27 protein-coding genes are annotated in these 26,877 nt (G+C 64.1%); 16 read left to right on the top strand and 11 right to left on the bottom strand.

Translation table 11 applies throughout. The features are described 5' to 3' along the window. Nucleotides 1-18 precede the first annotated feature (18 nt). From ACNFBR_RS09840 to ACNFBR_RS09830, 3 genes are all read left to right on the top strand, one after another. Complete coding sequence (locus ACNFBR_RS09840) at nt 19-378, top strand: phenol hydroxylase subunit P4 (protein ID WP_416734743.1); 360 nt, start codon at nt 19-21, stop codon at nt 376-378. 11 nt (nt 379-389) lie between these two features. Next, nucleotides 390-1,451 (top strand): NADH:ubiquinone reductase (Na(+)-transporting) subunit F, encoded by a 1,062-nt coding sequence (locus ACNFBR_RS09835; RefSeq protein ID WP_416734742.1) that lies wholly within the window; start codon nt 390-392, stop codon nt 1,449-1,451. 76 nt (nt 1,452-1,527) lie between these two features. Continuing rightward, the gene (locus tag ACNFBR_RS09830; RefSeq protein WP_416734741.1) at nt 1,528-2,427 is read left to right on the top strand and encodes a SphA family protein; all 900 of its coding nucleotides are present in this window, start codon (nt 1,528-1,530) and stop codon (nt 2,425-2,427) included. A gap of 130 nt (nt 2,428-2,557) precedes the next feature. On the opposite strand, the gene ACNFBR_RS09825 is transcribed toward ACNFBR_RS09830, so the two are convergent. After that, nucleotides 2,558-3,256: a pirin family protein gene (locus ACNFBR_RS09825; RefSeq protein ID WP_012272925.1), complete on the bottom strand. Its 699-nt coding sequence runs from the start codon at nt 3,254-3,256 to the stop codon at nt 2,558-2,560. Nucleotides 3,257-3,442: 186 nt separating this feature from the next. Between ACNFBR_RS09825 and ACNFBR_RS09820 the strand changes: the two genes are divergently transcribed. The 5 genes from ACNFBR_RS09820 (at nt 3,443) to ACNFBR_RS09800 (ending at nt 9,280) form a co-directional block, all read left to right on the top strand. After that, nucleotides 3,443-5,887, top strand: coding sequence for a UvrD-helicase domain-containing protein (locus ACNFBR_RS09820; RefSeq protein ID WP_416734740.1), 2,445 nt, complete (start codon nt 3,443-3,445; stop codon nt 5,885-5,887). A gap of 138 nt (nt 5,888-6,025) precedes the next feature. Further along, nucleotides 6,026-6,952 carry an alpha/beta fold hydrolase gene (locus ACNFBR_RS09815; protein ID WP_416734739.1) on the top strand — a complete coding sequence of 309 codons (927 nt, stop codon included), beginning with the start codon at nt 6,026-6,028 and terminating at the stop codon, nt 6,950-6,952. 75 nt (nt 6,953-7,027) lie between these two features. Beyond that, nucleotides 7,028-7,447 (top strand): VOC family protein, encoded by a 420-nt coding sequence (locus ACNFBR_RS09810; RefSeq protein ID WP_416734738.1) that lies wholly within the window; start codon nt 7,028-7,030, stop codon nt 7,445-7,447. Then, complete coding sequence (locus ACNFBR_RS09805) at nt 7,444-8,223, top strand: alpha/beta fold hydrolase (RefSeq protein WP_416734737.1); 780 nt, start codon at nt 7,444-7,446, stop codon at nt 8,221-8,223. The genes ACNFBR_RS09810 and ACNFBR_RS09805 overlap by 4 nt, the downstream gene beginning before the upstream one ends. Nucleotides 8,224-8,398: 175 nt before the next feature. Next, nucleotides 8,399-9,280 (top strand): sterol desaturase family protein, encoded by an 882-nt coding sequence (locus ACNFBR_RS09800; RefSeq protein WP_416734736.1) that lies wholly within the window; start codon nt 8,399-8,401, stop codon nt 9,278-9,280. On the opposite strand, the gene ACNFBR_RS09795 is transcribed toward ACNFBR_RS09800, so the two are convergent. Continuing rightward, on the bottom strand, nt 9,263-9,949 hold the full coding sequence (locus ACNFBR_RS09795; RefSeq protein WP_416734735.1) for a helix-turn-helix domain-containing protein: 687 nt from the start codon (nt 9,947-9,949) through the stop codon (nt 9,263-9,265). The two genes, ACNFBR_RS09800 and ACNFBR_RS09795, sit on opposite strands and share 18 nt — an antisense overlap. Nucleotides 9,950-10,144: 195 nt before the next feature. Here ACNFBR_RS09795 and ACNFBR_RS09790 point away from each other — a divergent pair, with 195 nt between their 5' ends. Then, on the top strand, nt 10,145-11,824 hold the full coding sequence (locus ACNFBR_RS09790; RefSeq protein ID WP_416734734.1) for an MFS transporter: 1,680 nt from the start codon (nt 10,145-10,147) through the stop codon (nt 11,822-11,824). Between the two features lie 117 nt (nt 11,825-11,941). Here ACNFBR_RS09790 and ACNFBR_RS09785 read toward each other — a convergent pair whose 3' ends face one another. Further along, nucleotides 11,942-12,511 carry a hypothetical protein gene (locus ACNFBR_RS09785; protein ID WP_416734733.1) on the bottom strand — a complete coding sequence of 190 codons (570 nt, stop codon included), beginning with the start codon at nt 12,509-12,511 and terminating at the stop codon, nt 11,942-11,944. Nucleotides 12,512-12,546: 35 nt separating this feature from the next. Beyond that, the gene (locus ACNFBR_RS09780; RefSeq protein WP_416734732.1) at nt 12,547-12,933 is read right to left on the bottom strand and encodes a VOC family protein; all 387 of its coding nucleotides are present in this window, start codon (nt 12,931-12,933) and stop codon (nt 12,547-12,549) included. 215 nt (nt 12,934-13,148) lie between these two features. On the opposite strand from ACNFBR_RS09780, the gene ACNFBR_RS09775 reads away from it, so the two are divergent. Continuing rightward, nucleotides 13,149-14,054, top strand: a complete 906-nt coding sequence (locus ACNFBR_RS09775; RefSeq protein WP_416734731.1) for a LysR family transcriptional regulator — start codon at nt 13,149-13,151, stop codon at nt 14,052-14,054. Between the two features lie 48 nt (nt 14,055-14,102). Here the strand turns inward: ACNFBR_RS09775 and ACNFBR_RS09770 are convergent, their stop codons facing one another. Next, nucleotides 14,103-14,576, bottom strand: a complete 474-nt coding sequence (locus ACNFBR_RS09770) for a hypothetical protein (RefSeq protein ID WP_416734730.1) — start codon at nt 14,574-14,576, stop codon at nt 14,103-14,105. A 150-nt stretch (nt 14,577-14,726) separates the two neighbouring features. On the opposite strand from ACNFBR_RS09770, the gene ACNFBR_RS09765 reads away from it, so the two are divergent. The 5 genes from ACNFBR_RS09765 to ACNFBR_RS09745 all read left to right on the top strand — a co-directional run bounded on the left by ACNFBR_RS09765 (nt 14,727) and on the right by ACNFBR_RS09745 (nt 19,677). Further along, the gene (locus tag ACNFBR_RS09765) at nt 14,727-15,323 is read left to right on the top strand and encodes a paraquat-inducible protein A (protein WP_416734729.1); all 597 of its coding nucleotides are present in this window, start codon (nt 14,727-14,729) and stop codon (nt 15,321-15,323) included. Beyond that, nucleotides 15,320-15,964 carry a paraquat-inducible protein A gene (locus ACNFBR_RS09760; RefSeq protein ID WP_416734728.1) on the top strand — a complete coding sequence of 215 codons (645 nt, stop codon included), beginning with the start codon at nt 15,320-15,322 and terminating at the stop codon, nt 15,962-15,964. Before ACNFBR_RS09765 ends, ACNFBR_RS09760 begins: the two co-directional genes overlap by 4 nt. Further along, nucleotides 15,948-17,588 (top strand): intermembrane transport protein PqiB, encoded by a 1,641-nt coding sequence (locus ACNFBR_RS09755; RefSeq protein ID WP_416734727.1) that lies wholly within the window; start codon nt 15,948-15,950, stop codon nt 17,586-17,588. Before ACNFBR_RS09760 ends, ACNFBR_RS09755 begins: the two co-directional genes overlap by 17 nt. Nucleotides 17,589-17,599: 11 nt before the next feature. Next, on the top strand, nt 17,600-18,136 hold the full coding sequence (locus ACNFBR_RS09750) for a PqiC family protein (RefSeq protein WP_416734726.1): 537 nt from the start codon (nt 17,600-17,602) through the stop codon (nt 18,134-18,136). 248 nt (nt 18,137-18,384) lie between these two features. Next, on the top strand, nt 18,385-19,677 hold the full coding sequence (locus ACNFBR_RS09745; protein WP_416734725.1) for an MFS transporter: 1,293 nt from the start codon (nt 18,385-18,387) through the stop codon (nt 19,675-19,677). On the opposite strand, the gene ACNFBR_RS09740 is transcribed toward ACNFBR_RS09745, so the two are convergent. The 3 genes from ACNFBR_RS09740 to ACNFBR_RS09730 form a co-directional block, all read right to left on the bottom strand. Further along, a complete protein-coding gene (locus ACNFBR_RS09740; RefSeq protein WP_416734724.1) occupies nt 19,560-21,065 on the bottom strand; it encodes an MDR family MFS transporter in 1,506 nt (501 codons plus the stop codon). The genes ACNFBR_RS09745 and ACNFBR_RS09740 overlap by 118 nt on opposite strands. 9 nt (nt 21,066-21,074) lie before the next feature. Next, nucleotides 21,075-21,743 carry a TetR/AcrR family transcriptional regulator gene (locus ACNFBR_RS09735; protein WP_416734723.1) on the bottom strand — a complete coding sequence of 223 codons (669 nt, stop codon included), beginning with the start codon at nt 21,741-21,743 and terminating at the stop codon, nt 21,075-21,077. A gap of 205 nt (nt 21,744-21,948) precedes the next feature. Then, nucleotides 21,949-23,703 carry a phosphoethanolamine transferase CptA gene (locus tag ACNFBR_RS09730; protein ID WP_416734722.1) on the bottom strand — a complete coding sequence of 585 codons (1,755 nt, stop codon included), beginning with the start codon at nt 23,701-23,703 and terminating at the stop codon, nt 21,949-21,951. Between the two features lie 150 nt (nt 23,704-23,853). Here ACNFBR_RS09730 and ACNFBR_RS09725 point away from each other — a divergent pair, with 150 nt between their 5' ends. Further along, entirely contained in the window at nt 23,854-24,009 is a 156-nt protein-coding gene (locus tag ACNFBR_RS09725; protein WP_416734721.1) for a DUF2986 domain-containing protein, read from the top strand. A gap of 44 nt (nt 24,010-24,053) precedes the next feature. On the opposite strand, the gene ACNFBR_RS09720 is transcribed toward ACNFBR_RS09725, so the two are convergent. The 3 genes from ACNFBR_RS09720 to ACNFBR_RS09710 all read right to left on the bottom strand — a co-directional run bounded on the left by ACNFBR_RS09720 (nt 24,054) and on the right by ACNFBR_RS09710 (nt 26,672). Continuing rightward, nucleotides 24,054-24,536, bottom strand: a complete 483-nt coding sequence (locus ACNFBR_RS09720; RefSeq protein WP_416734720.1) for a DoxX family protein — start codon at nt 24,534-24,536, stop codon at nt 24,054-24,056. Between the two features lie 112 nt (nt 24,537-24,648). Continuing rightward, nucleotides 24,649-25,935, bottom strand: a complete 1,287-nt coding sequence (locus ACNFBR_RS09715; RefSeq protein WP_416734719.1) for a sensor histidine kinase — start codon at nt 25,933-25,935, stop codon at nt 24,649-24,651. Next, nucleotides 25,932-26,672, bottom strand: a complete 741-nt coding sequence (locus ACNFBR_RS09710; protein ID WP_201207473.1) for a response regulator — start codon at nt 26,670-26,672, stop codon at nt 25,932-25,934. Before ACNFBR_RS09710 ends, ACNFBR_RS09715 begins: the two co-directional genes overlap by 4 nt. Nucleotides 26,673-26,877: the final 205 nt, after the last annotated feature.

The following is a 26,877-nucleotide window of genomic DNA, read 5'->3' as shown; positions in this document are numbered from 1 at the left end:
AGCAAGAGGAACAACGCCATGCCCGTGACCGCCATCGGCAGCTACGCCGCCCAACCCCTGGACCGCCAGGCCAACTTCCACGGTGCCCAGCTGGTGTACCTGTGCTGGGAAAACCACCTGCTGTTCTGCGCCCCGTTCACCTTGCCGGTGGACCCGGCGCTGCCCTTTGCCGCTTTCATCGAGCAGGTGGTCAAACCGGCTATTGCCCTGCACCCGGATGCGGCCCAGGTCGATTTTGCCGCCGCTCGCTGGCGCCTTGATGAGCAGCCGTTCACGCCTGACCTGGCCCGTGGCCTGGCCGCCAACGGGGTTGCCCACAAGAGCCTGCTGCACCTGCACACCCCTGGCCTTGAAGGCCTGGGCGGCAGCCACAACTGAGGAATGCCGCCATGAGCTTTCAAGTCACCATCGAACCCACCGGTGAACAGATTGAAGTGGAGGAGGGCCAGACCATCCTTGAAGCCGCCTTGCGCCAGGGCGTTTGGCTGCCGTTTGCCTGTGGCCACGGCACCTGTGCCACCTGCAAGTGCCAGGTACTGGAAGGCGAGGTCGACCTCGGCGCGGCTTCGTCCTTCGCCCTGATGGACATGGAGCGCGACGAGGGCAAGGTGCTGGCCTGCTGCGCCATACCGCAGAGTGACCTGGTGATCGAAGCCGACATCGATGTCGACCCGGATTTCGCCGGCCTGCCGGTGCAGGACTACCGCGCGGTGGTCACCCAGCTGGTGGAGCTGTCGCCGACCATACGTGGCGTGCACCTCAAGCTCGACCGGCCGATGGCCTTCCAGGCCGGGCAGTACGTGAACCTGCAACTGCCGGGCATCGAAGGCACCCGCGCGTTTTCCCTGGCCAACCCGCCGCAGCAGGCCGACGAGGTGGAGCTGCACGTGCGCCTGGTAGAAGGTGGCTTGGCCACCGGGCACATTCACCGCGCGCTCAAGGTGGGCGATGCGCTGGAGCTGTCCGGCCCTTACGGGCAGTTTTTCGTGCGCAGCTCACAACCGGGCGACCTGATTTTCATCGCCGGTGGCTCGGGGCTTTCCAGCCCGCAGGCGATGATTCTGGACTTGCTGGCGCGTGGTGATACCCGGCGCATCACCCTGTTCCAGGGCGCCCGTACCCGTGCCGAACTGTACAACCGCGAGCTGTTCGAGGCGCTGGCCGCCCGCCATGCCAACTTCAGCTACGTGCCAGCCCTCAGCCAGGCTGCCGAGGACATGGACTGGCAAGGTGTACGTGGCTACGTGCACGACGCCGCCAGGCAACATTTCGATGGCCGCTTCAACGGCCACAAGGCCTACCTGTGCGGCCCGCCACCGATGATCGATGCGGCCATCACCTGCCTGATGCAGGGGCGCCTGTTCGAACGCGACATCTTCATGGAGCGCTTCTACAGCGCCGCCGATGGTGCTGCCGAAGGCCAGCGTTCGGCCCTGTTCAAACGCATCTGAGCCTAGACAAGCCCGGTGCCTCGAACCCGGGGGGCCGGCGTGCACCCGACCGATAACAACAACAAAGGTTGACCCGATGAACCCAACCCTTGCGAACCTGCTTCGCCTTGCCGTGTGCGCCTCGTTGTTCGGCGCCGCCAACCTGTCCCATGCCACCGAAGGGGGCGGCACCTCGTACCCGTTGGGGGCCGAGAACTACATGTCCGGTGCCATGCCGCCCCCGGGCTTCTATGGCCAGTTGTTCGTCAACCACTATGAAGCCGACAACCTGCGCGGCAACGATGGGCGCAAACTGCCGGTGGATTTCCGTGTGCGGGCCAATGCCGTCGTGCCACGGCTGATCTGGGTGAGTGACTACACGCTGCTGGGCGGCAGCCTGGCGCTGCATGCGATCGTGCCACTGGTAGACGTCAAGGTCTCGCTCAATGGCCAGTCGCAGCACAACAGCGGCCTGGGCGACGTGATCTTCGGCCCGGCGCTGGGCTTTCACCATAGCGACAAGTTCCACAGCATCCTGGCCTTCGACATGATTGCCCCCACCGGGCGCTACGACAAGGATGACTTGGCCAACCCAGGGCGCAACTACTGGGTGTTCGAACCGGTGTATGCAATGAGCTATGTCGACCCGGCGGGGCTCAACCTGGATGCCAAGGTGATGTACGACTTCAACCGGCGCAACCCGGCCACCGATTACCGCTCGGGGCAGGAGTTTCATGTGGACTATGCCGTGGGGTGGGGGCTTGGCAATGGTTGGGTACTGGGGGTAGGGGGGTATTACTACCGGCAGACGACTGACGACAATCTGGATGGCGAGCGCATCGACGACAACAAAGGCCGCAGCTTTGCCATCGGTCCATCGGTCAAGTACAGCGGCGATGGTGGCTGGTTCGTGACGGCGAAGTGGTCAAAGGAAACCGAAGTGCGCAACCGTGCCCAGGGCGATGCCTACTGGCTGAAACTGACCTTGCCCTTCTAGCCCTGCGCGGTCCTTGTAGGAGCAGCCTTGCGCTGCGAAGAGGCCGGTACAGGCGCAGCATTTGCGTCGTCGGTACCGGCCTCTTCGCAGCACAAGGCTGCCCCTACAGGCATTGTCGCAAGCCGGGATTTTAGGCCACATCCACCAGCACGATCTCGCTGTCTTCGATGGCGGTCACCCGCAGCACCGCTTCCTGCTCGATCGCCACGCCATCGCGCGCCTTGGCCCGCAGCCCGTTGACTTCCACCAGCCCCTTGGCCGGCACCAGGTAACCCCGGCGTGCGGCATCGAAGCGGTACTCGGCGGTTTCGCCCGCGCGCAAGGTGGCTGCTACCAACCGTGCATCGGTGCGAATCTGCAGGCTGTCTTCATCACCGGCACGGCCGCTGGCCAGGGTCACGAAGCCTTCGCCACGTTCGCCTTTGGGGAATGGCCGGCTACCCCACTGCGGTGCTTCACCCGTGCGCTCCGGCACGATCCAGATCTGGAAAATGCGCGTATCGACGTCTTCCAGGTTGTACTCGCTGTGCACGATGCCGGTACCGGCGCTCATCACCTGCACGTCACCGGCTTCGGTACGGCCTTTGTTACCCAGGCTGTCCTGATGGCTGATCGCGCCTTCCCGTACATAGGTGATGATTTCCATGTCGCGGTGCGGATGCGGTGGGAAGCCGCTGCCAGCTGCGATCAGGTCGTCGTTCCAGACCCGCAGGTTGCCCCAGTGCATGCGGGCCGGGTCGTAGTACTCGGCAAACGAGAAATGGTGGTGGGCGTCGAGCCAGCCGTGGTTGGCGTGGCCGAGGCTTTCGAAGGGTCGCAGTTGCAGCATGATCGTGCTCCTTGAATCAGTGGAATGACGCCATGATGCGCTTAATAAAGATCGAAAATAAGCGTAAATATCGGCTTAAAACGATCTGCTTATTGAATGTATTTGTCTGCCAAGTGTGATTCGCTTCATCGCCTAATCCACTGATCTGTAAGCATTCGCTGGCGATTTTCCGTCGATGCGGCGAACATGCCGGCTGTTATGATTTTCAACGGAGTGACCGTGGCCCACGAGCAACCCCAGGCCCCCGCCGACCTTACCCCTCCTGCCCAATTGCCTTGGTTTCGCCGCCTGGTCGCTCGCCTGCTGGGGCGTGGTTTGACCCGCTTGCAGGCCCAGCACCGCGACTCTTGGTCCCAGGGCCACGTCACTGGCTTTGAGGCCGGGCGCCAGGTGCTGGTGATTCGCGATTCGCGCCCCGACATTGCCGCTGTGCCCGGCCAGGACGACAACCTGTTTGACGACTGGCGCCTGCCGTTGACGGCCGAGCTGAAAAAACGCTTCAAGGCCGACGTCGCCCAGCGCCTGCCCGCCGAGGCCCAGCCCAGCGCCGCGCAATGGAAGCTGATCTTCAGTGACACCCCGTCCACCTGCGTGGTGGCCGGCGCCGGGGCGGGCAAGTCGACGTCGCTGGTGCTGCGCATCCTGCTGTTGCGCCACTATCTGGGTTACGAACTGGATGCGATGACCGTGGTCACCTTCACCCGCGAGTCGCGCAAGGACTTCATCAAGCGCCTGCTGCAAGTGTTCGCCCTGTGGCAGATCAACCTGCAACCGGTACAGGCCCGCGAACTGGTGCGCACGTTCCATTCGCGCATCCTGCCGCTGGTGCGCAGCCTGCCAGGCTTCGACCAGGTGCGTGCATTCGAAACGCTGGGCAACGAGATGCCTGCGGGGCGTGAGGCCGAGGCCGACAGCAACCCCTTCGACCTGCGCCTGAACGATGCCCAGCGCCAACAGCTCAACCAGTGCTACAGCCGCTTGCTGGGCGAAAGCCCGCGTTTTGCCGAGCTGGTCGGCCTGTTGCGCAGCGAAGCCTTGCAGCTCAAGCCCCTGGACCCGAACAACCCCGACGTGCAGAAGCGCGCCCAAGTGACCCAATTGGCGGCACAGCGCGACGAAGAACTGTGCGACGTGATCGAAGACTTGTGGTTCGCCGCCGGTGCCTGGCCGATCAAGGGCATCGAACCCTGCCGCGAAACCGTCGACATCCGTGGCAGCCGCTTTCATGTGCATGGCCGCCTGCAAGGCCAGGGGCCTTTAGTGGTGCTGGGCTTCGACCCGGCGGAAAGCGCGCAGTACCAGCGCCCCGGCGCCAAGCTGGCAGTGCGGGCCGAGTGGGCGGTCAAGCGCACCCTGTTGCAGGCCTTCTGCGACCGGCCACTGATCTGGCTGGACAACTACGCCATGGCCCGGCGCCTGGCCGCGTCGCTGGCAGGCGATGCCGTGGCCGGCCCGGGCTTCGAGTACAAGGTCAAGGGCGAACTGGCCCCGGCGCCGTTGCTCGATGCTTTCGTCAGCGCCGCCAACTTCATCGAGAACCTTGGCCTGGACGTGAACAACGCGGTGGCGGCCATGCGCTTCCCATCCGGCGACAACGATGCACTGTTCTTCGAAGCCCTGGCCCTTTACTGGAAAGCGCTGGAAGCGCACCTGCTGGACCAGTCGCCGCCGGTGATGAGCTACAACCGCATGTTCGCCCTGTTCGGCGAGAACAACCCGGAAAACCTGAAGCTGCTGCCAGACCCGTTGCTGCGGCCACTGGCGCACCTGATGATCGACGAGTTCCAGGACGTGTCGCCGCAGATCGTCAGTTGGCTGCGGGCCAGCCTCGCCGAAATCCGCCGACGCGGCCCGGCCATGCACACCGGGCGCCACGCCCAGCATTCGTCGCTGCTGTGCGTGGGTGATGACTGGCAGTCGATCTACGGCTGGCGTGGCAGTTCGCCCAAGTATTTCATGGAGTTCACCAAGGCCTTCCCGTCACCGGCCAACACGCGGGTGATGCTGGTCGACAACTACCGCTGCCAGCAGCAGGTGATCGACGCGGCCGAGCACCTGGTCAAGGGCACCCCGGCGATTGCCGGCAAGAAAGCCCGCGCCAGTGGCCCGGCAGCCGAACTGCCGGGTTCACCGGTCAAGGTGTTCGACCGTGACGAGGCTGCCCTGGGCGAAACACTGATCGAGCACTACCAGCGGGGCGAAACGGTCATGATGCTGTATCGCAAGGGCAGCGACAGGGCCTTGATGAACGAGCACCTGCAAAGCGTGTTGCACGCCGATGCGGCGCTGCCGGCCGAGCAACGCCGGCTGCGCCAGCTGACTTATCACAGTGCCAAGGGCCTGCAGGCCGATGCGGTGTTCATGTTGGGCGACTGCCAGTACCTGACCAGCTCGCCGTACAAGAACCAGGTGTATCGCCAAGCCGGCCTGGGCAAGGCCGGTGATGCGCAGCCATTCGATACGGCGCAAAAGGAAGAGGTGCAGCGCCTGGCCTACGTGGCGGTGACCCGCGCGGTGCAGCACTGCTACTGGCATGTGGAGGCCGCCAACGGCGAAGCGGCCGCGGCTCCACGGGCTTCCAGCCAGGTGGATGGCCGGCAGGCCTTCTTCGAGGACCTGCGCGGGCAGTAGGCCCTGGACAATTGCCTGCCTGGGTCGGTCACGCGTATGCGGTTGTCGGCGAGGGGCCAGCAGGTGAGCCTTGGCTGGGCCAAGGTGGGGTGTCAGCCTGACGAGTACGCGCCAGGCACCCGCCAGGGAGTAGAGAGCATGCGTTCGCCGTTCAGTCCCAAGGACCATTTGCTGGACCTCGACGGTATCGAGATTGCTGTGCGCTGTTGGGGCCCGGAGGAGGGCATACCGGTACTGGCCCTGCATGGCTGGCTGGACAACGCCGCTTCGTTCGAGCGCCTGGCACCGATGCTCGATGGCTGTTTCGTGGTGGCGCCCGATCTGGTCGGCCATGGCCGTTCGGACCATCGCCGTCACGACAGTGGCTACTACCTGTGGGAGCATGCCCAGGACATGCTGGCGGTGACCGACAGCCTGGGGTTGGCGCAGTTCCATGTGCTGGCCCATGGCATGGGCACCGGTGTAGCGTCGCTGCTGGCAGCCATGACCAGTGGCATTGCCAGCATGACGTTTCTCGACGGCATGGGAGCACCGTTCACGGTCGCCGAGGATGACCGCGTGCAACACCTGGCGCGGGCCTACCGGCTCAAACGCATGGTACAGCGCAGCCAGTTGCCGGGTTTTGCCGAGCCGGACGCTGGCCGCTTCGACGACCTGGACACCGCACTGGCGCAGCGCCGCGAACGCCTTGACACCGAGCTGTCGGAAGGTGCCGCACGGTTGCTGGCGGTGCGCGACCTGCTGCAACTGGGCGATGGCTATTGCTGGCGTCACGACCCACGGCTGGTGCTGCCAGAGCCCATGCCGCTGACCGAGCGCGAAGCCTGCGACCTGCTCAGCCAGATCCGCTGCCCGTTGTACTTGCTGTTTGGTCGCCAGGGGGCATTCACCGGTGAGGCCTTTACCCGGCGTCAGGCCGCCTTGCCCAGCCAGGCGAAGGTCTCCTGGCACCCGGGCGGGCATCACTTTCACCTGGATGCGCCGGACCGGGCGCTGGTCGACCAATTGCTGCGTATCCTGACGCGCCATGAAGGGGGCGTGCTGCAACGGTTGGTCAACGAATAGCTGATTCTGGTCACGCCGGGCGAAGCTGGGCTATGGTGGCGACGGTATTCGCACACTCGGCATAAGGAGCCCGCCATGCGACCGTTCGCTATCAAGCACATCGACCACCTTGTTCTGCGGGTCCGCGACCTGCCGCGCAGCGTTGCCTTCTACACCGAGCTGCTGGGCTGCAAGGTCAGCCGCGTGCGCGAAGACCTGGGCATGGTGCACCTGGCCACGGGCACGGCGATGATCGACCTGGTGACCCTGGACGGCCCGTTGGGCCAGCCAGGCGGGGCGGCACCGGGGGTGGAAGGGCGCAACCTGCACCATTTCTGCCTGCGTATCGAGCCGTTCGACGAAGCCGCATTGACGGCCTACCTGGAAGCCGCCGGGGTGAAGGTGGAGCCCGCGGAAAAGCGCTATGGTGCCGAGGGCGAGGGGCTGTCACTGTATTGCTACGACCCGGACGGCAACCAGGTCGAGTTGAAGGGGCCGGTAGCGGAGGCGGTATGAGCGAGCTGCAGATACGCGAGCACTGGATCGACAGCGCGCCAGGCAAGTTGTTTGCCCAGGAATGGGTGCCGTTGCCGGTACAGGGGGCGCCCATTGTCCTGCTGCACGATTCGCTGGGTTGCGTGGCCTTGTGGCGCGACTTCCCGGCGCAGTTGGCGCAAGCCACCGGGCACCGGGTAATCGCTTATGACCGCCTGGGCTTCGGTCGCTCCGACGCACACCCTGGCAGGTTGCGCCTGGGCTTTGTCGAGAACGAGGCGCAACAGGGTTTCAAGGCGCTGCGCGAATACTTTGGCATTACCGATTTCATCGTCTTCGGCCACAGCGTTGGCGGCGGCATGGCCGTGGCCTGCGCAGCGGCATTCGCCACCCAGTGCGCGGGGTTGATCACCGAGTCGGCGCAGGCCTTTGTCGAAACCCGCACCCTTGAAGGCATTCGTGCGGCCGACCAGCAGTTTGCCGAGCCTGGGCAGTTGCAACGGCTGGAGCGCTACCACGGCAGCAAGGCCGAGTGGGTACTGCGGGCCTGGGTGGACAACTGGTTGGATGAGGATTTTGCCGGCTGGAACCTCGATGCGCTGTTGGCGCAGGTGCGTTGCCCGCTGTTGAGCCTGCATGGCGATAACGACGAGTTTGGCTCGCCGGCGCACCCTGAACGACTGGTGGCGCTCGCGGCTGGGCCTGGGGTGGTGCGGCTGCTGCAAGGCTGCGGGCATGTGCCGCATCGTGAGCAGGCAGAGCGGGTATTGGCAGAGGTCACGCAATTCCTGCGATAACCCCCTCCAACCCTGTGGGAGCGGGCGTGCCCGCGAACACCGGCGCAGCCGGTGCCATGCACCGCGTCGAACTCATCGCGGGCACGCCCGCTCCCACAACGCATGCGCCGTTCTTTCAAGCGCTCACCTGGCCTTTGGCTCAACACTGGCGGCTCCTGACCACCTGGAGTCGCCCATGCGCACCCTTTACGCCCCCCTGTTCTTCTTCGGTTTCATTGCCGCCGCACTGTCCTTGGCAGCCCACCCGTTATGGCTGCTGCCCTTGCTGGCCAGCGCTGTGTTGCTGTCATTCACCTGCGAACGGCTCATGCCTTACAAGGCGGCCTGGAACCAGGCACAAGGCGATACCCGTCGCGACCTCTGCCATGCCTTGTTCAACGAATGCCTGACGCTGTGCAGCGTGGCGTCGATTCCGCTGCTTGCCAACTGGCTCCCGGAAACAGGCCTGTGGCCCGACCACTGGCCGCTGGCCTTGCAGTTGTTGCTGGCCATTGCCTTGGCCGACCTGGGCATCACCCTGGTGCATTACGCCAGCCACCGCAGCCCGCTGCTGTGGCGCCTGCACGCGGTGCACCACAGCGTTACCCGGCTGTACGGCTTCAACGGTTTGATGAAGCACCCTGTACACCAGTTGCTCGAAACCCTGGGCGGCACCTTGCCGTTGCTGCTGCTCGGCTTACCTGTCGAGGTGGCATCGCTGTTGGCGTTCAGCGTGTCTATTCAATTGTTGCTGCAACACAGCAACGTGGATATGCGTATTGGCGGCCTGCGCCATGTGTTCGCCTGGGCGCCGGTGCATCGCCTGCATCACCTGAAGTACGGCAGCACCGGCGACGTCAACTTTGCGCTGTTCTTTGCGCTTTGGGACCGCTTGCTTGGCACGCAACTGTACCTGCCGGGCTATGCGCTGGCGGACGACGACATGGGCATCGGTGATCGACCGGACTATCCGCAGGCGTACCTGGCGCAATTGCGCGAGCCGTGGGTGAGCGCAGATGCTCATCCCCCCGCGGTTCTGCCGGCTGGACTGCGCCAAGCCTTAGCCGAGCGTACGTAGACGCAGGCGCTGCAACGCGGTCCCGGGGCTGAGGCCGAACTGCTGGCGAACGCTGCGGGTGAAATGCGCCGAATCGGCAAACCCTGCCGCCAATGCCGCATCGGTCAGGCTGGCGCCGCCCAGCGCCCGTTGCAGGGCCATACGCAAGCGCTGCCACAGCACCAGCCGCCGCACGGACAGTTTCAGTGAACCGCTGAACAGCCGTTCCAGTTGGCTGAGCGAGAGCGCCGCGGTGCTGGCCAGTTCCTGGGCCGGCAGGGTCTGCTCGTCGAGTGCGCGGATGCGCTCGAGCGCTTTCACCAGGCGTGGGTCGAGCTGGCGGCGCGGCCAGTGCCTGAGGTGTTCTGCCAGTTGCTCGGCGCTGTTGCCGGCTTGCTTGCAGGCCAGGGCAAGGTCTGCCAGGTCGAACGCCAGCGGTTCGGCGAACAGGGTGAGGCAAGGTACGCCATGACTGAGGATGGCATGGGGTTGCCGTGAGGCGATCAGCACCTGTGGGCCGCTGCGGATCTGCTCACCCAGGCGTACCTCGACATCCGCACCGAGCCCGACCAGCACCTGATGCGCGTAGTGCACGTGACTGTCGGTCCTGCCTAGCGTAGAGCGCAGCAGGCAGTGGTCGTCAGCCAGCCAGATATCGCCCTGCCAGCCAGCAGTTGCCGTGTCGTCCATGCGGCTCTCCTGTGTATCGCCAGGCGGGTGGATATCCCGGCAATCCCGATTATGCTTCCATTTACCTTGCTGCGATCCGAGGCGGCCCGCCTCGTCGTGCTTCGCGCAACCAAAGCAAGCCCCAGGGCCTGGGTGCGACGGTGAAGTGGTTGTGAGGCGCCTCCGGCCTGCATGATGACATGACGGAGGCAACCCATGGCGGTTCTCGACAGCGCATCCACGGGCAGTAGCGCGCCCCAACGCGGTATCACCAAGGAGGAGCGCAAGGTCATCTTCGCCTCGTCCCTGGGCACGGTGTTCGAATGGTACGACTTCTACCTGTATGGCTCTCTCGCCGCGATCATCGCCAAGCACTTCTTCGCCGGGGTCAATGAAACCACCGCGTTCATCTTCGCGCTGCTGGCCTTTGCCGCCGGCTTTGCCGTACGGCCCTTCGGTGCCATCGTGTTCGGCCGCCTGGGCGACATGATCGGGCGCAAGCACACGTTCCTCATCACCATTGTCATCATGGGCCTGTCTACCGCGTTGGTGGGCCTGCTACCCAGCTACAGCGCGATCGGCGTGGCCGCGCCGGTCATCCTGATCACCTTGCGTTTGCTGCAGGGCCTGGCGCTGGGGGGCGAATATGGCGGCGCCGCTACCTATGTGGCCGAACATGCACCCAAGGGCCGACGCGGCTTTTTCACCGCCTGGATTCAGACCACTGCCACGCTGGGGCTGTTCCTGTCGTTGCTGGTGATCATGGCATGCCGCACGGTCATGGGCACCGAGGTGTTCGAGGCCTGGGGCTGGCGGGTGCCGTTCCTGCTGTCGATCCTGTTGCTGGCGATTTCGGTGTACATCCGCATGCAGCTCAACGAGTCGCCGGTGTTCATGAAAATGAAGGCCGAAGGCAAGGCGTCCAAGGCACCGCTGACCGAGTCGTTCGCCCGCTGGGACAACCTCAAGGTGGTGATCATGTCGCTGCTGGGCGGTACCGCAGGCCAGGCCGTGGTGTGGTACACCGGGCAGTTCTATGCGTTGTTCTTCCTGTTGCAGATGCTCAAGATCGAGCCGCAGACCGCCAACCTGTTGATTGCCGGCTCGCTGTTGATCGGCACGCCGTTCTTCATCTTTTTCGGTAGCCTGTCCGACCGGATTGGCCGCAAGAAGATCATCATGGCCGGCTGCATCATCGCCGCGCTGACCTACTTCCCGATCTTCAAGGCGCTGACCGAGTACGGCAACCCGGATGTGTTCGTCGCCCAGGAGCAGAACCCGGTCGTGGTGGTGGCTGACCCTGGCCAGTGCGCATTCCAGTTCGACCCGGTGGGCAAAGCCAAATTCACCAGTTCCTGCGACATTGCCAAGAGCCTGCTGGCCAAGCGCGCCATTCCCTATACCAACGAAGCGGCTGAGCCAGGCAGCGTGGCGCAGATTCGCATTGGTGAACGGGTATTGCCGAGTTTTGACGGCAGTAGCCTGGCGGCAGCGGACTTCAAGGTGCAGAACGAGGCGTTTACCGCGACGCTGGGCGGTGCGTTGAAAGAGGCCGGCTACCCTGAAAAGGCCGACCCGGCGAAGATCCACTACCCGATGGTGCTGCTGTTGCTGACCATCCTGGTGATCTACGTGACCATGGTCTACGGCCCGATTGCCGCCTGGCTGGTGGAGCTGTTCCCGGCGCGTATCCGCTACACCTCGATGTCGCTGCCATACCACATCGGTAACGGCTGGTTCGGTGGTTTTCTGCCGACCGTTGCGTTTGCCATGGTGGCGGCTACTGGGGATATCTACTATGGCTTGTGGTACCCGATCGTGATTGCGGTGATGACGGCGGTGCTGGGGATTTTCTTCCTGCCGGAAACCAAGGACCGGGATATCAATCACAGCTGATCAATGAGGTTGCCTTCGCGGGCGCGCCCGCTCCCACCGGTACAGTACAGGTCTTGAGCACTGTGCTGTACCGGTGGGAGCGGGCGTGCCCGCGAAGAGGCCGGTACAAGCGATCAATCAGTCGAAATAGCCACGCAGGCCAAAGGCATACCCGGTATCCACCCCAGCCGCTTCACCCCGGCTCCAGCGTTTCTTCAACACGAACTCGAACGCCGGCTCGTACAACCCGTCTCGAACCACTGCCCCCGCCAGCACCTCCACGTCATACCAGCCGTTGTCCAGCTCGATGATCGGCCGACCCGGCACCTGGTAGCGGGCCATCAGGTCACCCAGGGTCTTGGGTGTGAAATGCTGCAGGATGCGCCAGGTGTACAGCATCACCGCACCATGCTCGACCCGTAGCACATAGCCATTGCGCCGGTGCTTCAGGCGGCTGCCGGCTTCGCGCAGGGCCGGTGTGTAGCCGTCGAGGGTGAACAGAATGCGGTAGGGCAGGTTGTCGACCCCGGCCAACGGCAGCACGATGCCTTCGCGCACGGCCTGGTCACCGCTATCGTCATGGGTGAAGGCGTAGGCCAGATCGTCCGGCAGTTCATGTTGTTGCTTGAAGCGCTCGAGCAACTGGATGTCGCCAAGCAGAAAGTAATCGACCAGGTCGTTGAGCACTTCGCTGAATTCGTGGCGCATCTTTTTTCCTTGTTTTCTGCGCGGTAGGGGGCCTGTCAGTGTTTCTGGGCGATCTGGATCAGGTTGCCACAGGTGTCATCGAACACGGCCACCGTGACGGGGCCCATGGCGGTGGGTGGCTGGGTGAACTGCACGCCCGCCGCGCACAGCCGGGTGTATTCGGCCTGGATGTCACGCACGCCGAACGAGGTAGCAGGGATTCCGTCCTGCTTGAGCGCGGCCTTGTAGGTTTTGGCGGCCGAGTGTGCGTCGGGCTCCAGCAGCAGCTCGACGCCATTGGGGTCGTTGGGCGAGGTCAGGGTCAACCAGCGGTGCCGGCCCATGGGGATGTCGTGCTTGGGCTCGAAACCGAGTACGTAGTGGTAGAAGGCCAGGGCCTTGGCCTGGTCGTCGACGAGAATGCTGGTGACCACGATCTTCATAGGCGTACACCGTAATGCTGAGGCCGTTGGCTATCAGTAAAGACGTTTGGGGGTATTTGGCCAGCAGCCGCTGCGAGGCTTGGGCCATCGCTCAACAAAAAAACTGCTCAAGCCATAGGTAAATGCTTCATCGCCCGGCCCCCATCCGCCAGCGACCAGGGTTAAAGTGTCAGGCATGATCCCCGTGCGCCCAGGCTGGCGTCAAAGAGGTACCCGTGGCTGCCTATACCTTGCGACAACTCAAGTATTTCGTTACCACCGTGGAGGCTGGCAGCGTTGCCGAAGCTTCGCGCCAGTTGTACATCGCCCAGCCGTCCATTTCCACGGCCATCAAAAGCCTTGAGGAAAGCTTTGGCGTACAGCTGTTCATCCGCCACCATGCCCAGGGTGTGTCACTGACGCCCAGTGGCAAGCGCTTCTATGCCAAGACCAAGTCGCTGCTGCAGATGGCCCACGAATTCGAGCAAAACGCCCTGGCCGACAACGACACCGTGGCCGGGCAAATCGACATCGGCTGCTTCGAAACCGTGGCACCGTTGTACCTGCCGCGCTTGATCGCCGGTTTTCGCCAACGTTACCCAGGTGTGGACATCCGCCTGCGCGACGGCGAGCAGCAGGACCTGATCCAGGGCCTGACCGCCGGTACCTTCGACCTGGCATTTCTCTACGACCACGACCTGGACGGCACCATCGAAGCCGAGCCGTTGATGCCACCGCAGAAGCCGTATGTGCTGCTGCCGGAAAACCACCGCTTCGCCGGCCAGGCCCAGGTGTCGCTGCGCGACCTGTGCCCGGAGCCGATGATCCTGCTGGACGTGGCACCCAGCCGCACTTATTTCGTCAGCCTGTTCAACGAAATGGGGCTGACGCCGAACATCGTCTTCAGCTCGCCGTCGATCGAAATGGTGCGCGGCATGGTCGGGCAGGGCTTTGGTTTTTCGTTGCTGGTCACACGCCCGCACACCGAGTACACCTACGACGGTCAGCGCCTGGCAATGCTGGAGATTGCCGAGCCGGTGGCGCTTTCAGGGCTGGCCGCGGCGTGGTTGAAGCGTGTGCAATTGACCAAGCCGGCGCAGTTGTTCGTGGAGTTTTGCCGGCAAGAGCTGGCCAAGTTCTGAACATGGGCACGCCATGCCTCCCGGGCTGGGGCATGGCGTGCCACTCACTCAGGGATTGACCTGATAGCCACGCCCCTGCAGGCAACCGCTGTAGGCACTGGCATGGGCCTGGGTTTTCGCCTGGTCCTGGTCGCGCCGGTCCTGGCGGCGGTCCTGACGTTGGCGCATGCCACCGACTGCCGCACCGGCAGCGGCCACTTCGCCGGCACGGTTCTGCCGGTACTGCTGCTTGGCATCGTCACCCACCCGGTCATACAGCTCGTCGTGCTGGTTGCCGCGCACCTGCGCGCCGACCGCACCGGCGGCGGCACCCGCGGCCGCGCCGCGTACCCGGCCACCGACATGGGGGTCGCTGGACGTCGCCGTGCTGTTGGCGGCATTGGTGGCGACGGTATTGCAATCATTGATATCCAGTTGCGTCTGCTGGCTGCTCTGGCCCTTGAGCGGCACCACCGACTGCGCCTGGGCCGCCGGTGCCGCACACAGCAGCACCAGCAGGTAACTCCACGTGAATGTACGCATGGCACACCTCCACCGGGCGGAAAGCCCGCTTCACAGGATAGTTCGCCTTCGACCCGATGATGGCGGTTTTGCCCAGATGGTCTACACCGGATATCAGGCGCCGTTCCGATTAGCCTCTTGGCCCGACACCGGGCTACCTGTGGGCACACCATGAACCAGTCTCAGGACCTGATCATCTGCGAGTATTGCGACACGGTGTACCACCGTGCACCGCTGCTCAAGCACCAGCGGGCGCTTTGCCAGCGTTGTGGCGGGGTGCTGTACCGGCATAGCTCACTGACCATTGAGCAGCGGCTGGCACTGAGTGTGACCGGCGGGGTGCTGCTGGTATTTGCCAACTACTACCCGGTGATGACCATCGGCATGCAGGGGCTTACCCATTCGGCGACCTTGTGGGACGCGGTGCAGATTCTCAGCCATGGCAGCATCACCTTCATTGCCCTGGTCATGGCGCTGTCGATCATTTTCGCGCCGCTGCTGCAGATTGCCGTGTTGTGCTGGGTATTGGGTTATGCCCTTGCCGGCCAGCGTGCCCCCGGTTTTGCCCTGTGCATGCGTGGCCTGGAAAGCCTGCGACCGTGGAGCATGCTGGAGGTGTGCCTGCTGGGGGCGATGGTGGCGGTGATCAAACTGGCGGGGTTGCTCGATGTGATCCCCGGCATCGGCCTGCTGGCCCTGGCCGCGTTGAGCATGCTGATCATCCATATTGCCGGCAAGGACATCCGCGACTTGTGGGAGCAGGTATGACAGCCCCAGCCAACGCAGACGACCTTGGCTTGTGCCTGTGCCATGGCTGTGGCCAGGCCTGCGACATGAGTGGCGGTGCGCATACCTGCGACCGTTGCGGCGCTGCCATTCATCGGCGCAAGAGCAATGCCATCAGCCGTGGCTGGGCATTTCTGCTGGCGGCGCTGGTGTTCTATATCCCCGCCAACCTGCTGCCGGTGATGCACACCGAAATGCTCGGCAGTGGTAGCGACAGCACCATTGGCGGTGGTGTGCTGGAGTTCTGGGAAGCCGGGGCCTGGGATATCGCGTTGATCATCTTCATTGCCAGCGTGGGCGTGCCCGCGATCAAGTTTTTCTCCCTCGGCCTGCTGCTGTACACCGCCCAGCGTGGTTCCACCTGGGCTTGCCGACAGCGTTCGCAGTTGTACCGCTTCGTCGAGCTGATCGGCTATTGGTCCATGCTCGATGTGATGGTGGTGGCGCTGGTGGCGGCGCTGGTGCAACTGCGCGGGCTGGGCACCATCGAGCCACGGGTGGGCATCCTGTTTTTTGGCATGGTGGTGGTGCTGACCATGTTTTCTGCAATGAGCTTCGATCCACGCCTGATCTGGGATAGCCATGCCAACGAGGGAGGCCGCATCGATGGGGCAACAGACTGACAAGCGCGACGGTGCAGGGCAGGTTGACGTGCGCACGCGGCGCTGGGGGGTGTCGCTGGTCTGGATCGTGCCGATACTGGCTATCCTGATTGGCGCTTCGCTGGTGGTGCGCAACTGGATGCAGCAGGGGCCGGTGATTACCATTTCCTTCCACAGCGGGGAGGGGCTGGTGGCGCACAAGACCCAAGTGAAATACCGCAGCGTGGTGATTGGCGAAGTCACTACGGTGGACCTGGCCGAGGACAAGAAGAGCGTGGTGGCCAACGTGCAGCTGTCCAACGATGCCCGCTCTTTCGCCACCCAGGGCGCGCGCTTCTGGGTGGTGCGACCGCGCATCGGCGTAGGCGGGGTTTCCGGGGTGGACACGCTGCTTTCGGGCAGTTTCATCGGGGCTGATTCCGGTGAGTCGAAAGTGCCGGAAAAGTCCTTCGTCGGCCTGGAGCTGCCGCCACCGATCACCTATGACGAAAAGGGCAAGCGTTTTGTGCTAACCGCCAGCGATCTGGGCTCGCTGGATGTCGGCTCATCGATCTACTACCGCAAGATCCCGGTCGGTGAAGTGGTCTCTTTTGCGCTGCAGGACGATGGCAAGGGCGTGGAGATTGGCGTGTTCGTGCAGGCACCCTACGACAGCTTCGTCACCGCCGACACGCGCTTCTGGAATGCCAGTGGTGTCGACATGCAGATTGGTGCCAACGGGCTGAAGGTCGATACCGAATCGTTGTCATCGATCCTGGTGGGTGGGCTGGCCTTTGGTTCGCCCGATTTCGCCCCGCAAGCCGAGCCAGCTGCCGACCAGGCCCGCTTCCAACTGTTCGCCGACCGCGACCTGGCGCTGGCCCCTCCCCATGGCCAGGCGCAGTACCTGCAACTGCGCTTCGACCAGGCCATGCGTGGCTTGTCGGTGGGCGCGCCGGTGGAGTTCAAGGGTGTGGAGTTTGGCCGGGTCACCTCGGTCCAGCTCGACTACGATGCTGCCCGGCAGAGCTTCCCGGTCGTGGTCGATGCGGTGATCTACCCGCAGCGGCTGGGGCCGGTGCACCGCAAGATGCTGGCGGTGTTCAAGCACACCCCGGGCGATATGGAGGGCGCGCGGGAACTGATCGGCACGTTTGTCGAACATGGTCTGCGAGCCCAGGCGCGCAGCGGCAACCTGATCACCGGGCAGATGTTCATTTCCCTGGACTTCTACCCCGATGCCCCCAAGGTCGCCTTCGACAAGGCCGCCGACCCCATCGTCATCCCCACGCTGCCGGGCAGCCTGGAGCAGCTGCAGGAACAGCTGCAGCGGGTGGTCGAGCGTATCGCCAAGCTGCCGCTGGAAAGCATCGCCGGCAATTTGGACGGCAGCCTGCGTGAGCTGCGCGCCAGCCTCAAGCAATTCAATGGCCAGACCCTGCCGGATGTAAAAGTGGCGCTGGACGAAGTGCACAAGACCCTGCGCACGGCCAATTCGGCCATTTCCGAAGACTCGCCGCAGCGCGAGCGAATGGGCGAAACACTGGATGAGCTGGAGCGCATGTCACGTTCGCTGCGTGACCTTGCCGATTATCTGGGCCGCCACCCCGAGTCGCTGATTCGTGGCCGGCCGAAAGCGGCCGGGCCCGCAGACCTTGAGCCCTGAGGAGACAGCCGATGCAACGACTACGCAATGTTTGTGTGGCCAGCCTGCTGGTATGGCTCGGGGGCTGCAGCAGTACGCCGAACAACTACCACACGTTGGTGCCGAGTGAACCGGTGCGCGACAGCGGCCAGCGCATCCAGGTGGTCAGGGTCGTCTTGCCGCCCCAGGTCGACCGCCCACAGCTGGTGGTGCGCGAAGGGCAGAGCGGCCTGGCCATCCTTGAGACGGAATGGTGGGGGGCCAACCTGGTGGATGAGTTCCGCAGCGCGCTGCAAGACCAGTTGGGTGGCCCGGCAGGTGATGGCAAGGCGGCAGTGCGGGTGGATGTGCAGCGCTTCGACAGCGTGCCGGGGCGTTACGCCTCGCTGGAGGCCGTGTGGCGCCTGAAGTCGGCGGGGCAGGCCGACTTGACCTGCCGCACCTCGGTGCAGACGGCGGCTGACAACAGCATCACCAGCCTGGTAGGTGCGCACCAGGCTAACCTGCGCAAGCTGGCCGAGGCGGTGCGCAGCAGTGCCCGGCAGGGTAGCTGTTCGCAATCAACCTGAAAGCCTGCCGTGAAACCGGCACGGTCCCTGTAGGAGCAGCCTTGTGCTGCGAAGAGGCCCTAACTGGCAAATACAGTCTTTTGGCTTGCCGGCCTCTTCGCAGCACAAGGCTGCTCCTACAAAAAGCAAATGCCAGCGTCCTCCTATGGCACGGGCAAGGCGCTTTACATTCAATGCGTATGATAATAAGGTTTTAATCATACGCGCTGAATGTAAGTGCGCTTCCGTTCGATAAGGAGAGTCGACCCATGTTCGCTACCTACCGTGCGCTGTTCCGGCCGCACGGCACCCTTGGCTTCACCCTGGCCGGTCTGTTGGCCCGCCTGCCATTGCCCATGACCGGTATCGGTATCATCACCATGCTCGCGCAACTGCACGGCAGTTACGCCATGGCCGGGGCGGTGGCGGCCACGTTCGTGCTGACCTATGCGCTGCTGTCGCCGCAGGTTTCCCGTCTGGTCGATCGCCATGGTCAACGCCGTGTGCTCCCTGTCGCCAGCGCATTGAGCGTGGCCGGTTCGCTGTCGCTGCTGGCCTGCGTCACCTGGCAGGCACCGGCCTGGTGCTTGTTCCCAACCGCCGCGCTGGCCGGCTGCATGCCAAGCTTGTCGGCGATGGTGCGGGCGCGCTGGACGGCGCTTTACCGCGACAAACCACAGCTGCAGAGCGCCTATTCGCTGGAAACGGTGTTCGATGAAGTCACCTTCATCGCCGGCCCACCCTTGTCGGTCGGGCTCAGCGTGGCCTTGCTGCCTCAGGCCGGGCCATTGGCTGCCGCGCTGTTGCTGGCCATCGGGGTATTCGCTTTGGTCGTGCAAACAGGCAGCGAACCACCGCGGCAGGCCGATGATTCGACCGGAAACCCACGCGTAGCGGTCATGGCGCAGGCGGACGTGCGCCTGCTGACCCTGTTGATGGTGGCCATGGGCGTGATCGTGGGCAGTGTCGATATCGTCAGCGTGGCCTTCGCTGAACAGGCCGGTATGCCAGCGGCAGCCAGTATCGTGCTGTCATGCTACGCCATCGGCTCGTGTGCGGCGGGCCTGCTGTTCGGTGCCCTGAACCTGGCGACGCCTTTGCACAGGCTGTTGTTGCTCGGCGGCCTGGCGACGGCGGCCAGTACCGTGCCGTTGCTGCTGGCAGGCAACCTGCTTGGGTTGTCTGCTGCGGTGTTGCTGGCCGGGCTGTTTTTTGCGCCGACCCTGATCGTGGCCATGGCCCTGGTGGAGCGCTTGGTACCCGCCGGCCAATTGACCGAAGGCATGACTTGGCTGCTGGCCGGGTTGAACGTTGGCGTGGCACTGGGCGCTGTGGCGTCGGGGCAGGTGGTCGACGGGTTGGGCGCCAGCGCCGGCTTCCAGGTGGCGTTGGCGGCGGGGGGCCTGGTGTTGCTGGTTGCCCTGTGGGGTTATCGGCGCTTCGGTCAGGCCCGGCGCAGCGGCACCTCGCGCAGCAACCAGGACAGTGCGAAGGCCACGCTGGTGATCCCCCCAGCCAACAGGAACACGCCGTGCATCGCCCCGGAAAACGCCTGCAGGTAGCTGTGTTGCAGGGCCGCGGGCAGGGCGTGCACGGCGGCTGGCGAAAGGCTTGCCGGGCCCCCGGCGCTGGCGGCGAAATCGCTGGCAAGGCCACCCAGCAAGGCATGCGAGAACAGTGCGCCGAACAGCGACACGCCGATGGCGCCGCCAATCGAGCGGAACAAGGTTGCCCCGGAGGTGGCCACGCCCATATGGCGCGGCTCGACGCTGTTCTGCACTGCCAGGATCAGCACCTGCATGACCATGCCCAGGCCGGCGCCCAGCAAACCCATGTACAGGTTCATCAGCACCATGGGGGTATCCAGTTCGAGCCGGCTGAGCAGGCCCAGGGCAACCACTTGCAGCAGCGTGCCAAGGATCGGGAACATCCGGTAGCGGCCCCAGCGGCTGATCAGCCGCCCGGTAATCGCCGACACCACCAGCAGGCCACCCATCAGCGGCAGCATCTGCAGCCCGGCACTGGTCGGTGTGGCGTCCTTCACCACCTGCATGTACAGCGGCAGGAAAGTGACCGCGCCGAACAGCGACACCCCGACGATAAAACCGATCAGCCCGGCAAGCACGAAGGTGCGGTGACGGAACAGGTGCAGCGGCATGATCGGCTCGGCGGCGCGGCGTTGCTCGAAGACGAAGCCGACCAGACCGATCAGCGCGAACAGCGACAGGCACAGCAAGTCCAGCGACTGCCACGCCAGCAGGCTGCCGCCCAGGCTGGTGATGAGCACCAGGGCGCCCAGTGCCACGGTGAGGAAGAACGCGCCGATGTAGTCCACCGTATGCCGCACCAGGGCCACATGCGGGCGGAACACGCTGCCGATCACCACCAGCGCCAGCAGGCCCAGCGGCAGGTTGATGTAGAAGATCCAGTGCCAGGACAGGTGCTCCACCAGGAAACCGCCGATCAATGGGCCGACCACGGTGGCCAGGCCGAACACGCCGCCGAACAAACCCTGGTAACGGCCCCGTTCGGCAGGTGGGATGACATCGCCGATGGCGGCCATCGCCACCACCATCAGGCCGCCACCACCCAACCCCTGCAAGGTACGGAAGGCGATCAGCTGGGCCATGGTCTGTGCTGCGCCACACAGCGCCGAGCCTGCCAGGAACAGCACGATGGCGACCTGCAGCACGCGCTTGCGGCCGAACTGGTCGCCGAACTTGCCATACAGCGGCACCACCACCGTGGAGGCCAGCAGGTAGGCGGTGACCACCCACGACAGCCAGCGCAACCCACCCAGGTCGCTGACGATGGTTGGCAGCGCGGTCGACACGATGGTCTGGTCGAGGGCGGCCAGGAACATCACCAGCATCAGGGCCGCCAGTAGCAGCGGGATGGAGGTTTGCGCGGCCGTTGCGGCGGGGGAGGTATCGTTGGATATCGGTTGCACGGAGCTACCTCAACGGTGTGTGGCGTGGGCCTGGGAATACTGTTGGCCGGCGTCCAGCAAGCCGGCCAGGGCAAAGCGGTACAACTGGGCTGCTACCGCCTCGGCTGGCATTTGCAGAATTTCGTGCAGCGCGCCGGAGCCACCACGCGGGCCGATCAGCAACATGGCCCAAGGCGCCGTGACGCAGAGAATGCAGCGGGTCAGGGCGGGGTCGCCAGCGGGGATACGGCTGATTTCGCTGAACAGCGCCTTGAGCAGCGACAGCCGCAAGGGCGCCGCAGCCTGCAGGTGCGCCTGGCCGTGAGGGCTGGGGGCGAGGATTTCCGCGGCCAGTACCCGCAGGTGCCAGTTGTCCCGAGCCGACGTGGCCTTGTGCACCACCAGTTCCACCAGCACACGCAGCTTGTCCGCTGGCGGTTGCTTGCCTTGGGTGATGCGTTGCAGGTCGCTGAGGTCGAGGAAGCGCTGGCGTGCTTCGTCGAGCACGGCCAGGTACAGGCCGTTGCGGCTGCCGAAGTGGTAGTTGATCGAGGCCAGGTCGACCTCGGCCTTGGCGGCGACGGCCTTGTTGCTGGTTTCGGCGTAGCCGAGTGCCGCGAATAGCTCACCGGCGGCTTCGAGGATGCGCGTGCGGGTAGCGGCGCCGTCCTTGCGGGGTTCTCGGGAGGCTGTGGACATGGTGGGGCTCTGCAAGCTGTGAACAGGGACAGAGCGTGGCGCAGGTCTAATTTAAAATCAATTTAAATTTAATTTATGCGGCGAACGGCCCGACGCGGTATGTGTAGGAGCAGCCTTGTGCTGCGAAGAGGCCGGTACAAGCGACACAAATGCTGCGCTTGTACCGGCCTCTTCGCAGCACAAGGCTGCTCCTACAACTGACGATTCATGGGCGGGTGCTGGCTGTTTCCTGCACCCGGCCATTCTTGTCCAGCGGCAGGTGGTCGAACTCGCGCAGACCATCCTTGCGGTACGGGTCACCGATCCAGCGCGGTGCTGCTGCAAATTGCGGGTTCACCAGGCTCTTGGTCGGCTCATAGCGGTCATAGCTCAACCCGGCCAGGTCGGACAGGGTATGGATCAGGTGCGAGCTGCTGTACGGGCGGTTGGCCATCGCCTGCAAGTCGCGTGGGTGCTCGGCCTGCCAGCTAGGTGAGGTCCACAGCAGGAACGGAATGGTGTACATCGGCCGGGTCGGCGCGCCCTCGTTGCGGCCCAGGCGGTCATGGTTACCGGAGCTGTACACATCTTCACCATGGTCGGACAGGTACACCAGGAAGCCGTTGGGGTTGCCGGCCGCATAGCGCTTGATCAGGCTCGACACCACATAGTCGTTGTAGCGCACTGCGTTGTCGTAGAAGTTGTAGGTTTTTACCTGGTCCGCCGTCAGCTTGCCGGGCACACCCTGGTTGTCGGTGAAATGGGCATAGGCGTCGGGGTAGCGGAAGCGGTAGTCCATGTGCGTGCCCAGCAGGTGCACGATGATGAACTTGTTCGGCGCAGGGTCTTGCAGGGCCTTCTCGAACGGCGCCAGTACCACATCATCGTACTGGCTGGCGTTCTGGTTGCGCTGGTTGTTCAGGTACACCGGCGCATCGGTCTGCTGCGAGAAGGTGGTGAGCATGGTGTTGCGCTTGGTCATGGTCTGCTGGTTGGTGATCCAGAAGGTCTTGTAGCCTGCCTGTTTCATCAGGTTGATCAGCGACGGGTCGGTGAGGAAACGGTCCGGATTCTGCTCGTCGCCGAAGGTGAGGATCTGCTGCATCACTTCAATGGTGTACGGGCGTGGTGACACCACGTCGCGGAACACCGTCAGGCCCTTGTCGCTGGCGGCCAGCGCGTCGAGGTTGGGCGTGGTGTCGCGGTTGTAGCCATACAGGTGCATGTGCTCGCGGGTGGTGGACTCGCCCAGCACCAGCACCAGGGTGCGTGGCGCCGTACCGCTGCTGTCACGCAGGTTTTGCAGGGGCGGCAACGCGGCATTCTGGGCCAGCAGTTCCTGCATGTTGTTTAGTTGCTGGCGATACTGACGGTAGCCGACCAACAGTTGCCAAGGCACTGCGGGCTCCATGCGTTGCTGCACCTTTTCCGCGGCATCGGCGAAGTTGCGTTCCTGGGTGACCATCTGCTTGTAGAACGGGTACACCAGGTTGGCTGCCAGCAGCAGGGCCACCACCGGCAGGCGGCTGCGCAGGGGCAGGTTGACCGGGCGCACGCGTTTCCACAGCAGCACTGCCACCAGCGTGTACAGCAGCAGCGCCAGGCCCAGCCACAGGCTGAAGTACTGGCTGAAGTACTCACCTGCCTCGGCGGTGTTGGACTCGAACATCACGAAAATGACGCTTTGCGAGAACTCCTGACGATAGATGCCAAAGTAGCTCAGGCCTACCAGCGATGCGGCCCACAAGACCAGGCCGATGATGGCCGCGGTGGCGCGGGTGAAGCGGGGCAGCAGCAACACCGGGGCCAGCCACAGGCTGCTGAGGAAGAACGCATCGCGAAAACCGGCGAAGCCGGTAGTTCCGCTGAACAGCAGCAACGCCTGGGTTACGCCGGAGAAGTACCAGAAGAACAGCAGGAGCCAGCCCAGGCCGGCCCAGTCCACGCGCTTTTGCGCGGCGGCGGATGTAGTGTGTGACACGTATGCCTCGTCGTACCTTGGCGGCCAGCGGATGTGCCCGGGGCCGGAAAGGGGGTGACGCTAATCGGTTGACTGTGAAAATAGCGTCAACGTGCACGTTGCACGGGTATGATGTCGTCGACAAAACCGCACTGATAGGCCCTGTGGATTATGAACCGTCGCAAGAAGATCAAGCAGCTATTGGAGGCGCATGCCAAAAAGGCCAATGCCAAACTGGCACCGCGCAAGCCCAAGTACATTTGCAAGGCTGACCGTTTGAAGATGGCGGCCGAGGCGGCGGGGGACACCGCCAAACTGGCTGACTGACACAGGCTACTGCCTGCCAGGCTGCTCCTACAGGTATGGCGATATCACCTGCTGAACCGCATCCTGAGCCAATGATCCAGGCTCAACTGCCCGGCCCCTTTCAGCAGCAGCGGCAACAACGCTACCAGGTAGATCAAGGGCAGTTTGAAGTTGCCATGGCCTTGGTCGGTAATCGCATAACCCTGCGCCAGCTCAGCCAGGCTCGACCAGTGTGCCGGCCAGTGCACCGCCGCAATCGCTACCACGGTCACCACTACCAGGCCTAACGATGCCAGCCGGGTGCCCAGGCCCAGCAACAGCAGCAACGGCAGCACCAGCTCCGCCCACATCGACAGCTGCCAGTTCAGCTCGGCGGGCAGCAAGTTGAAGGGGAACGGGAAGCTGGACTGCAGGTCGGCGAACCAGTTGCTGCCGTTGAACTTCTCCCAGCCGGACTCAAAAAACTCCCAAGCCAGGAACAGCCGTAACGGCAGGTCGGCGCTCCAGCTGCCGACGTGGTCGAAGGTGGTCAGGGTAAAGGCTTTCATCAAAGTGGCTCCGGGGTCTGATTGTGTGACCGGGAGTGTGTGGCGGCGGGGTGTCTGCAGTGTGTCGGCGGTGCGGGGGTTGTGTATCGGATTGTAGGTGCGCGCCGGCCTTTCAGTTGAGTTCGATCTGCGCGCACAGCCCGCCGCTCGCGCGGTTGCTCAGGGTTAGCCGCCCACCCATGGCCTGGATCAGCTGGTGGGCAATGGCCAGCCCCAAACCGGTGCCGCCCGTGCTGCGATTGCGTGAACCCTCCACCCGATAGAACGGCTTGAGCACTTCGTCCAGTTCGCCACCCGGTATCCCTGGCCCGTTGTCGAGCACGCGGATTACAGTGGTGCTGCCCTCGCGGCACACTTCCAGCTCGGCTGCGCCGGCGAACTTGAGCGCGTTGTCGACCAGGTTCACCAGCACCCGGCGCAGTGCATGCGGGCGGGTTTCCAGCAGGCCGCCGCTGCTGCCGTGGCGCTGGACCTGCGCGCCGCTGTCCTGGTAGTCGAATACCAGGCTGTCGAGGAAGGCATCGAGGTTGACCCGGCACGCTGCTTCGGTACTGGTGTCCATGCTGCGGGCATAGGCCACGCCTTCGCGCACCAGGTGCTCCATTTCGCCCAGGTCGCTCCACAACTTGTCCTTCTCGACCCCCTCGTCCATCACTTCGACGCGCAGCTTCATGCGCGTGATCGGCGTTTGCAGGTCGTGGGAAATGGCCGCCAGCAACTGCATGCGCTCCTTGAGGTGGGCCGCGATGCGTGCTTGCAGGGCGTTGAAGGCCACGGCGGCGTAACGCACCTCGCGTGGGCCGCTTTCATCCAGTTGCACGCCGGGCCGGTCTGGGTCGAGGTTGTCCACCGCCCGGGCGAGGCGGGTGAGCGGGCCGATGGCCAGATGCACTGCCAGCCAGGTACACAGCAACAGCACCGCCAGCTGGATGAGCAATACCACGGGTAGCCAGCGTGCCACCGGGACCGGTGACGGGGTCACGTCGATGGTCAGCGGCGCACCGTCGGCCAGGTTCAGGTGCGCCTGGAAGTGTGCATTAGGGCCGGGGATTTCCTGGAAGGTCAGGCGATAGTCGCTGCCAATGGCCTTGACGATCGACTCGGCCGCCATCGGTGGATCGCTGCTGGTCATCGCTTCGCCTGCCAGGCCCTGGTCGAGGCGGTAGCGGTAGGTGCGCCGTTCCAGGCGCGGTAGCCAGGCGGCACGCTCCGCTGCGGGCAGGCGATTGAGAATGGCGACCGATGTCGCCACATCCTGCTCCAGGTTGCTGAGCATCATCGAGCGGCTGCTGATATAGCGCTCGTAGGCCTGCAGGCCGAACGACAGGCCGTAAGCCAGCACCAGGCCGGTAAAGAAGATCAGCGCCAGGCGCGAGGCCAGGGTACGTGGCCATTTCATGAGGGAGACTCGAGCAGTTGCACAGGCAGCGAGAACACATAGCCCTCGCTGCGCACGGTCTTGATGCAGCTGGGTTCGCGGGCATCGTCGCCCAGGCGCTGGCGCAGGCGGCTGACCAGCAAGTCGATGGAGCGGTCGAAGATGTCGGCCTCGCGGCCCTGGGTCAGGTTAAGCAGTTGTTCACGGCTGAGCACCCGCTGTGGGTGGTCGAGGAACACCCGCAGCAGGCGGTATTCGGCACCACTCAGGGCCACCAGGGTACCTTCGCTGTCGAGCAGGTGGCGCGCGGTGGTGTCCAGGCGCCACTGGCCAAAAGCAAGCAGGCGGCTGCTTTCGCTGATGGTCAGGTTGGGCGGCAACATGCGCGTGCGGCGCAGCACGGCGTTGATGCGGGCGAGCAGTTCGCGGGCCGAGAACGGTTTGGTCAGGTAGTCGTCGGCGCCCATTTCCAGGCCGATGATGCGGTCGGTTTCGTCATTGCGGGCGGTCAGCATCAGTACGGGTGTATTGCGGTGCTTGCCGGCGCGCAATTCACGGCACAGCAACAGGCCGTCGTCGCCGGGCATCATGATGTCGAGCACGATCAGGTCGACGCTGTTGGCTTCGAGAAAGGCGCGCATCTGCCGACCGTCGGCGACGATGCTGGTGCGCAGGCCGTTCTTCTTCAGGTAGTTGCCGACCAGTTCGCGGATTTCGCGGTCGTCGTCGACGATCAGGATGTGATCGACGTGTTCCATGCGCTGCGTTCCTGTGCAAAGGGGGGATGGGCGCAGTGTACCGAGCGCATTCGCGCTTGCCTGCGGGGGTTTGTATTGCAGTGTATCTGGCATGGGTAGAGATACAGCAGGAAGCACATCACAGCGTTGGGCGACACATACGGGATACCTGGCAGGCGTGAAATGGCTCTCGACCGGGGAGCGACACTCCCCACACCCAAGTGTT

This window comes from Pseudomonas sp. NY11955, assembly GCF_048068035.1.
Taxonomy (GTDB): Bacteria; Pseudomonadota; Gammaproteobacteria; order Pseudomonadales; family Pseudomonadaceae; genus Aquipseudomonas.
Note: the sequence above shows the minus strand (reverse complement) of the source record. Positions and strands in the feature narration are given on the sequence as shown.

Coding starts and splice junctions, on each gene's coding strand:
- ACNFBR_RS09840 (WP_416734743.1), top strand. CDS start 19: ATGCCCGTGACCGCCATCGGCAGCTACGCCGCCCAACCCCTGGACCGC.
- ACNFBR_RS09835 (WP_416734742.1), top strand. CDS start 390: ATGAGCTTTCAAGTCACCATCGAACCCACCGGTGAACAGATTGAAGTG.
- ACNFBR_RS09830 (WP_416734741.1), top strand. CDS start 1,528: ATGAACCCAACCCTTGCGAACCTGCTTCGCCTTGCCGTGTGCGCCTCG.
- ACNFBR_RS09825 (WP_012272925.1), bottom strand. CDS start 3,256: ATGCTGCAACTGCGACCCTTCGAAAGCCTCGGCCACGCCAACCACGGC.
- ACNFBR_RS09820 (WP_416734740.1), top strand. CDS start 3,443: ATGCCGGCTGTTATGATTTTCAACGGAGTGACCGTGGCCCACGAGCAA.
- ACNFBR_RS09815 (WP_416734739.1), top strand. CDS start 6,026: ATGCGTTCGCCGTTCAGTCCCAAGGACCATTTGCTGGACCTCGACGGT.
- ACNFBR_RS09810 (WP_416734738.1), top strand. CDS start 7,028: ATGCGACCGTTCGCTATCAAGCACATCGACCACCTTGTTCTGCGGGTC.
- ACNFBR_RS09805 (WP_416734737.1), top strand. CDS start 7,444: ATGAGCGAGCTGCAGATACGCGAGCACTGGATCGACAGCGCGCCAGGC.
- ACNFBR_RS09800 (WP_416734736.1), top strand. CDS start 8,399: ATGCGCACCCTTTACGCCCCCCTGTTCTTCTTCGGTTTCATTGCCGCC.
- ACNFBR_RS09795 (WP_416734735.1), bottom strand. CDS start 9,949: ATGGACGACACGGCAACTGCTGGCTGGCAGGGCGATATCTGGCTGGCT.
- ACNFBR_RS09790 (WP_416734734.1), top strand. CDS start 10,145: ATGGCGGTTCTCGACAGCGCATCCACGGGCAGTAGCGCGCCCCAACGC.
- ACNFBR_RS09785 (WP_416734733.1), bottom strand. CDS start 12,511: ATGCGCCACGAATTCAGCGAAGTGCTCAACGACCTGGTCGATTACTTT.
- ACNFBR_RS09780 (WP_416734732.1), bottom strand. CDS start 12,933: ATGAAGATCGTGGTCACCAGCATTCTCGTCGACGACCAGGCCAAGGCC.
- ACNFBR_RS09770 (WP_416734730.1), bottom strand. CDS start 14,576: ATGCGTACATTCACGTGGAGTTACCTGCTGGTGCTGCTGTGTGCGGCA.
- ACNFBR_RS09765 (WP_416734729.1), top strand. CDS start 14,727: ATGAACCAGTCTCAGGACCTGATCATCTGCGAGTATTGCGACACGGTG.
- ACNFBR_RS09760 (WP_416734728.1), top strand. CDS start 15,320: ATGACAGCCCCAGCCAACGCAGACGACCTTGGCTTGTGCCTGTGCCAT.
- ACNFBR_RS09755 (WP_416734727.1), top strand. CDS start 15,948: ATGGGGCAACAGACTGACAAGCGCGACGGTGCAGGGCAGGTTGACGTG.
- ACNFBR_RS09750 (WP_416734726.1), top strand. CDS start 17,600: ATGCAACGACTACGCAATGTTTGTGTGGCCAGCCTGCTGGTATGGCTC.
- ACNFBR_RS09745 (WP_416734725.1), top strand. CDS start 18,385: ATGTTCGCTACCTACCGTGCGCTGTTCCGGCCGCACGGCACCCTTGGC.
- ACNFBR_RS09735 (WP_416734723.1), bottom strand. CDS start 21,743: ATGTCCACAGCCTCCCGAGAACCCCGCAAGGACGGCGCCGCTACCCGC.
- ACNFBR_RS09725 (WP_416734721.1), top strand. CDS start 23,854: ATGAACCGTCGCAAGAAGATCAAGCAGCTATTGGAGGCGCATGCCAAA.
- ACNFBR_RS09720 (WP_416734720.1), bottom strand. CDS start 24,536: ATGAAAGCCTTTACCCTGACCACCTTCGACCACGTCGGCAGCTGGAGC.
- ACNFBR_RS09715 (WP_416734719.1), bottom strand. CDS start 25,935: ATGAAATGGCCACGTACCCTGGCCTCGCGCCTGGCGCTGATCTTCTTT.
- ACNFBR_RS09710 (WP_201207473.1), bottom strand. CDS start 26,672: ATGGAACACGTCGATCACATCCTGATCGTCGACGACGACCGCGAAATC.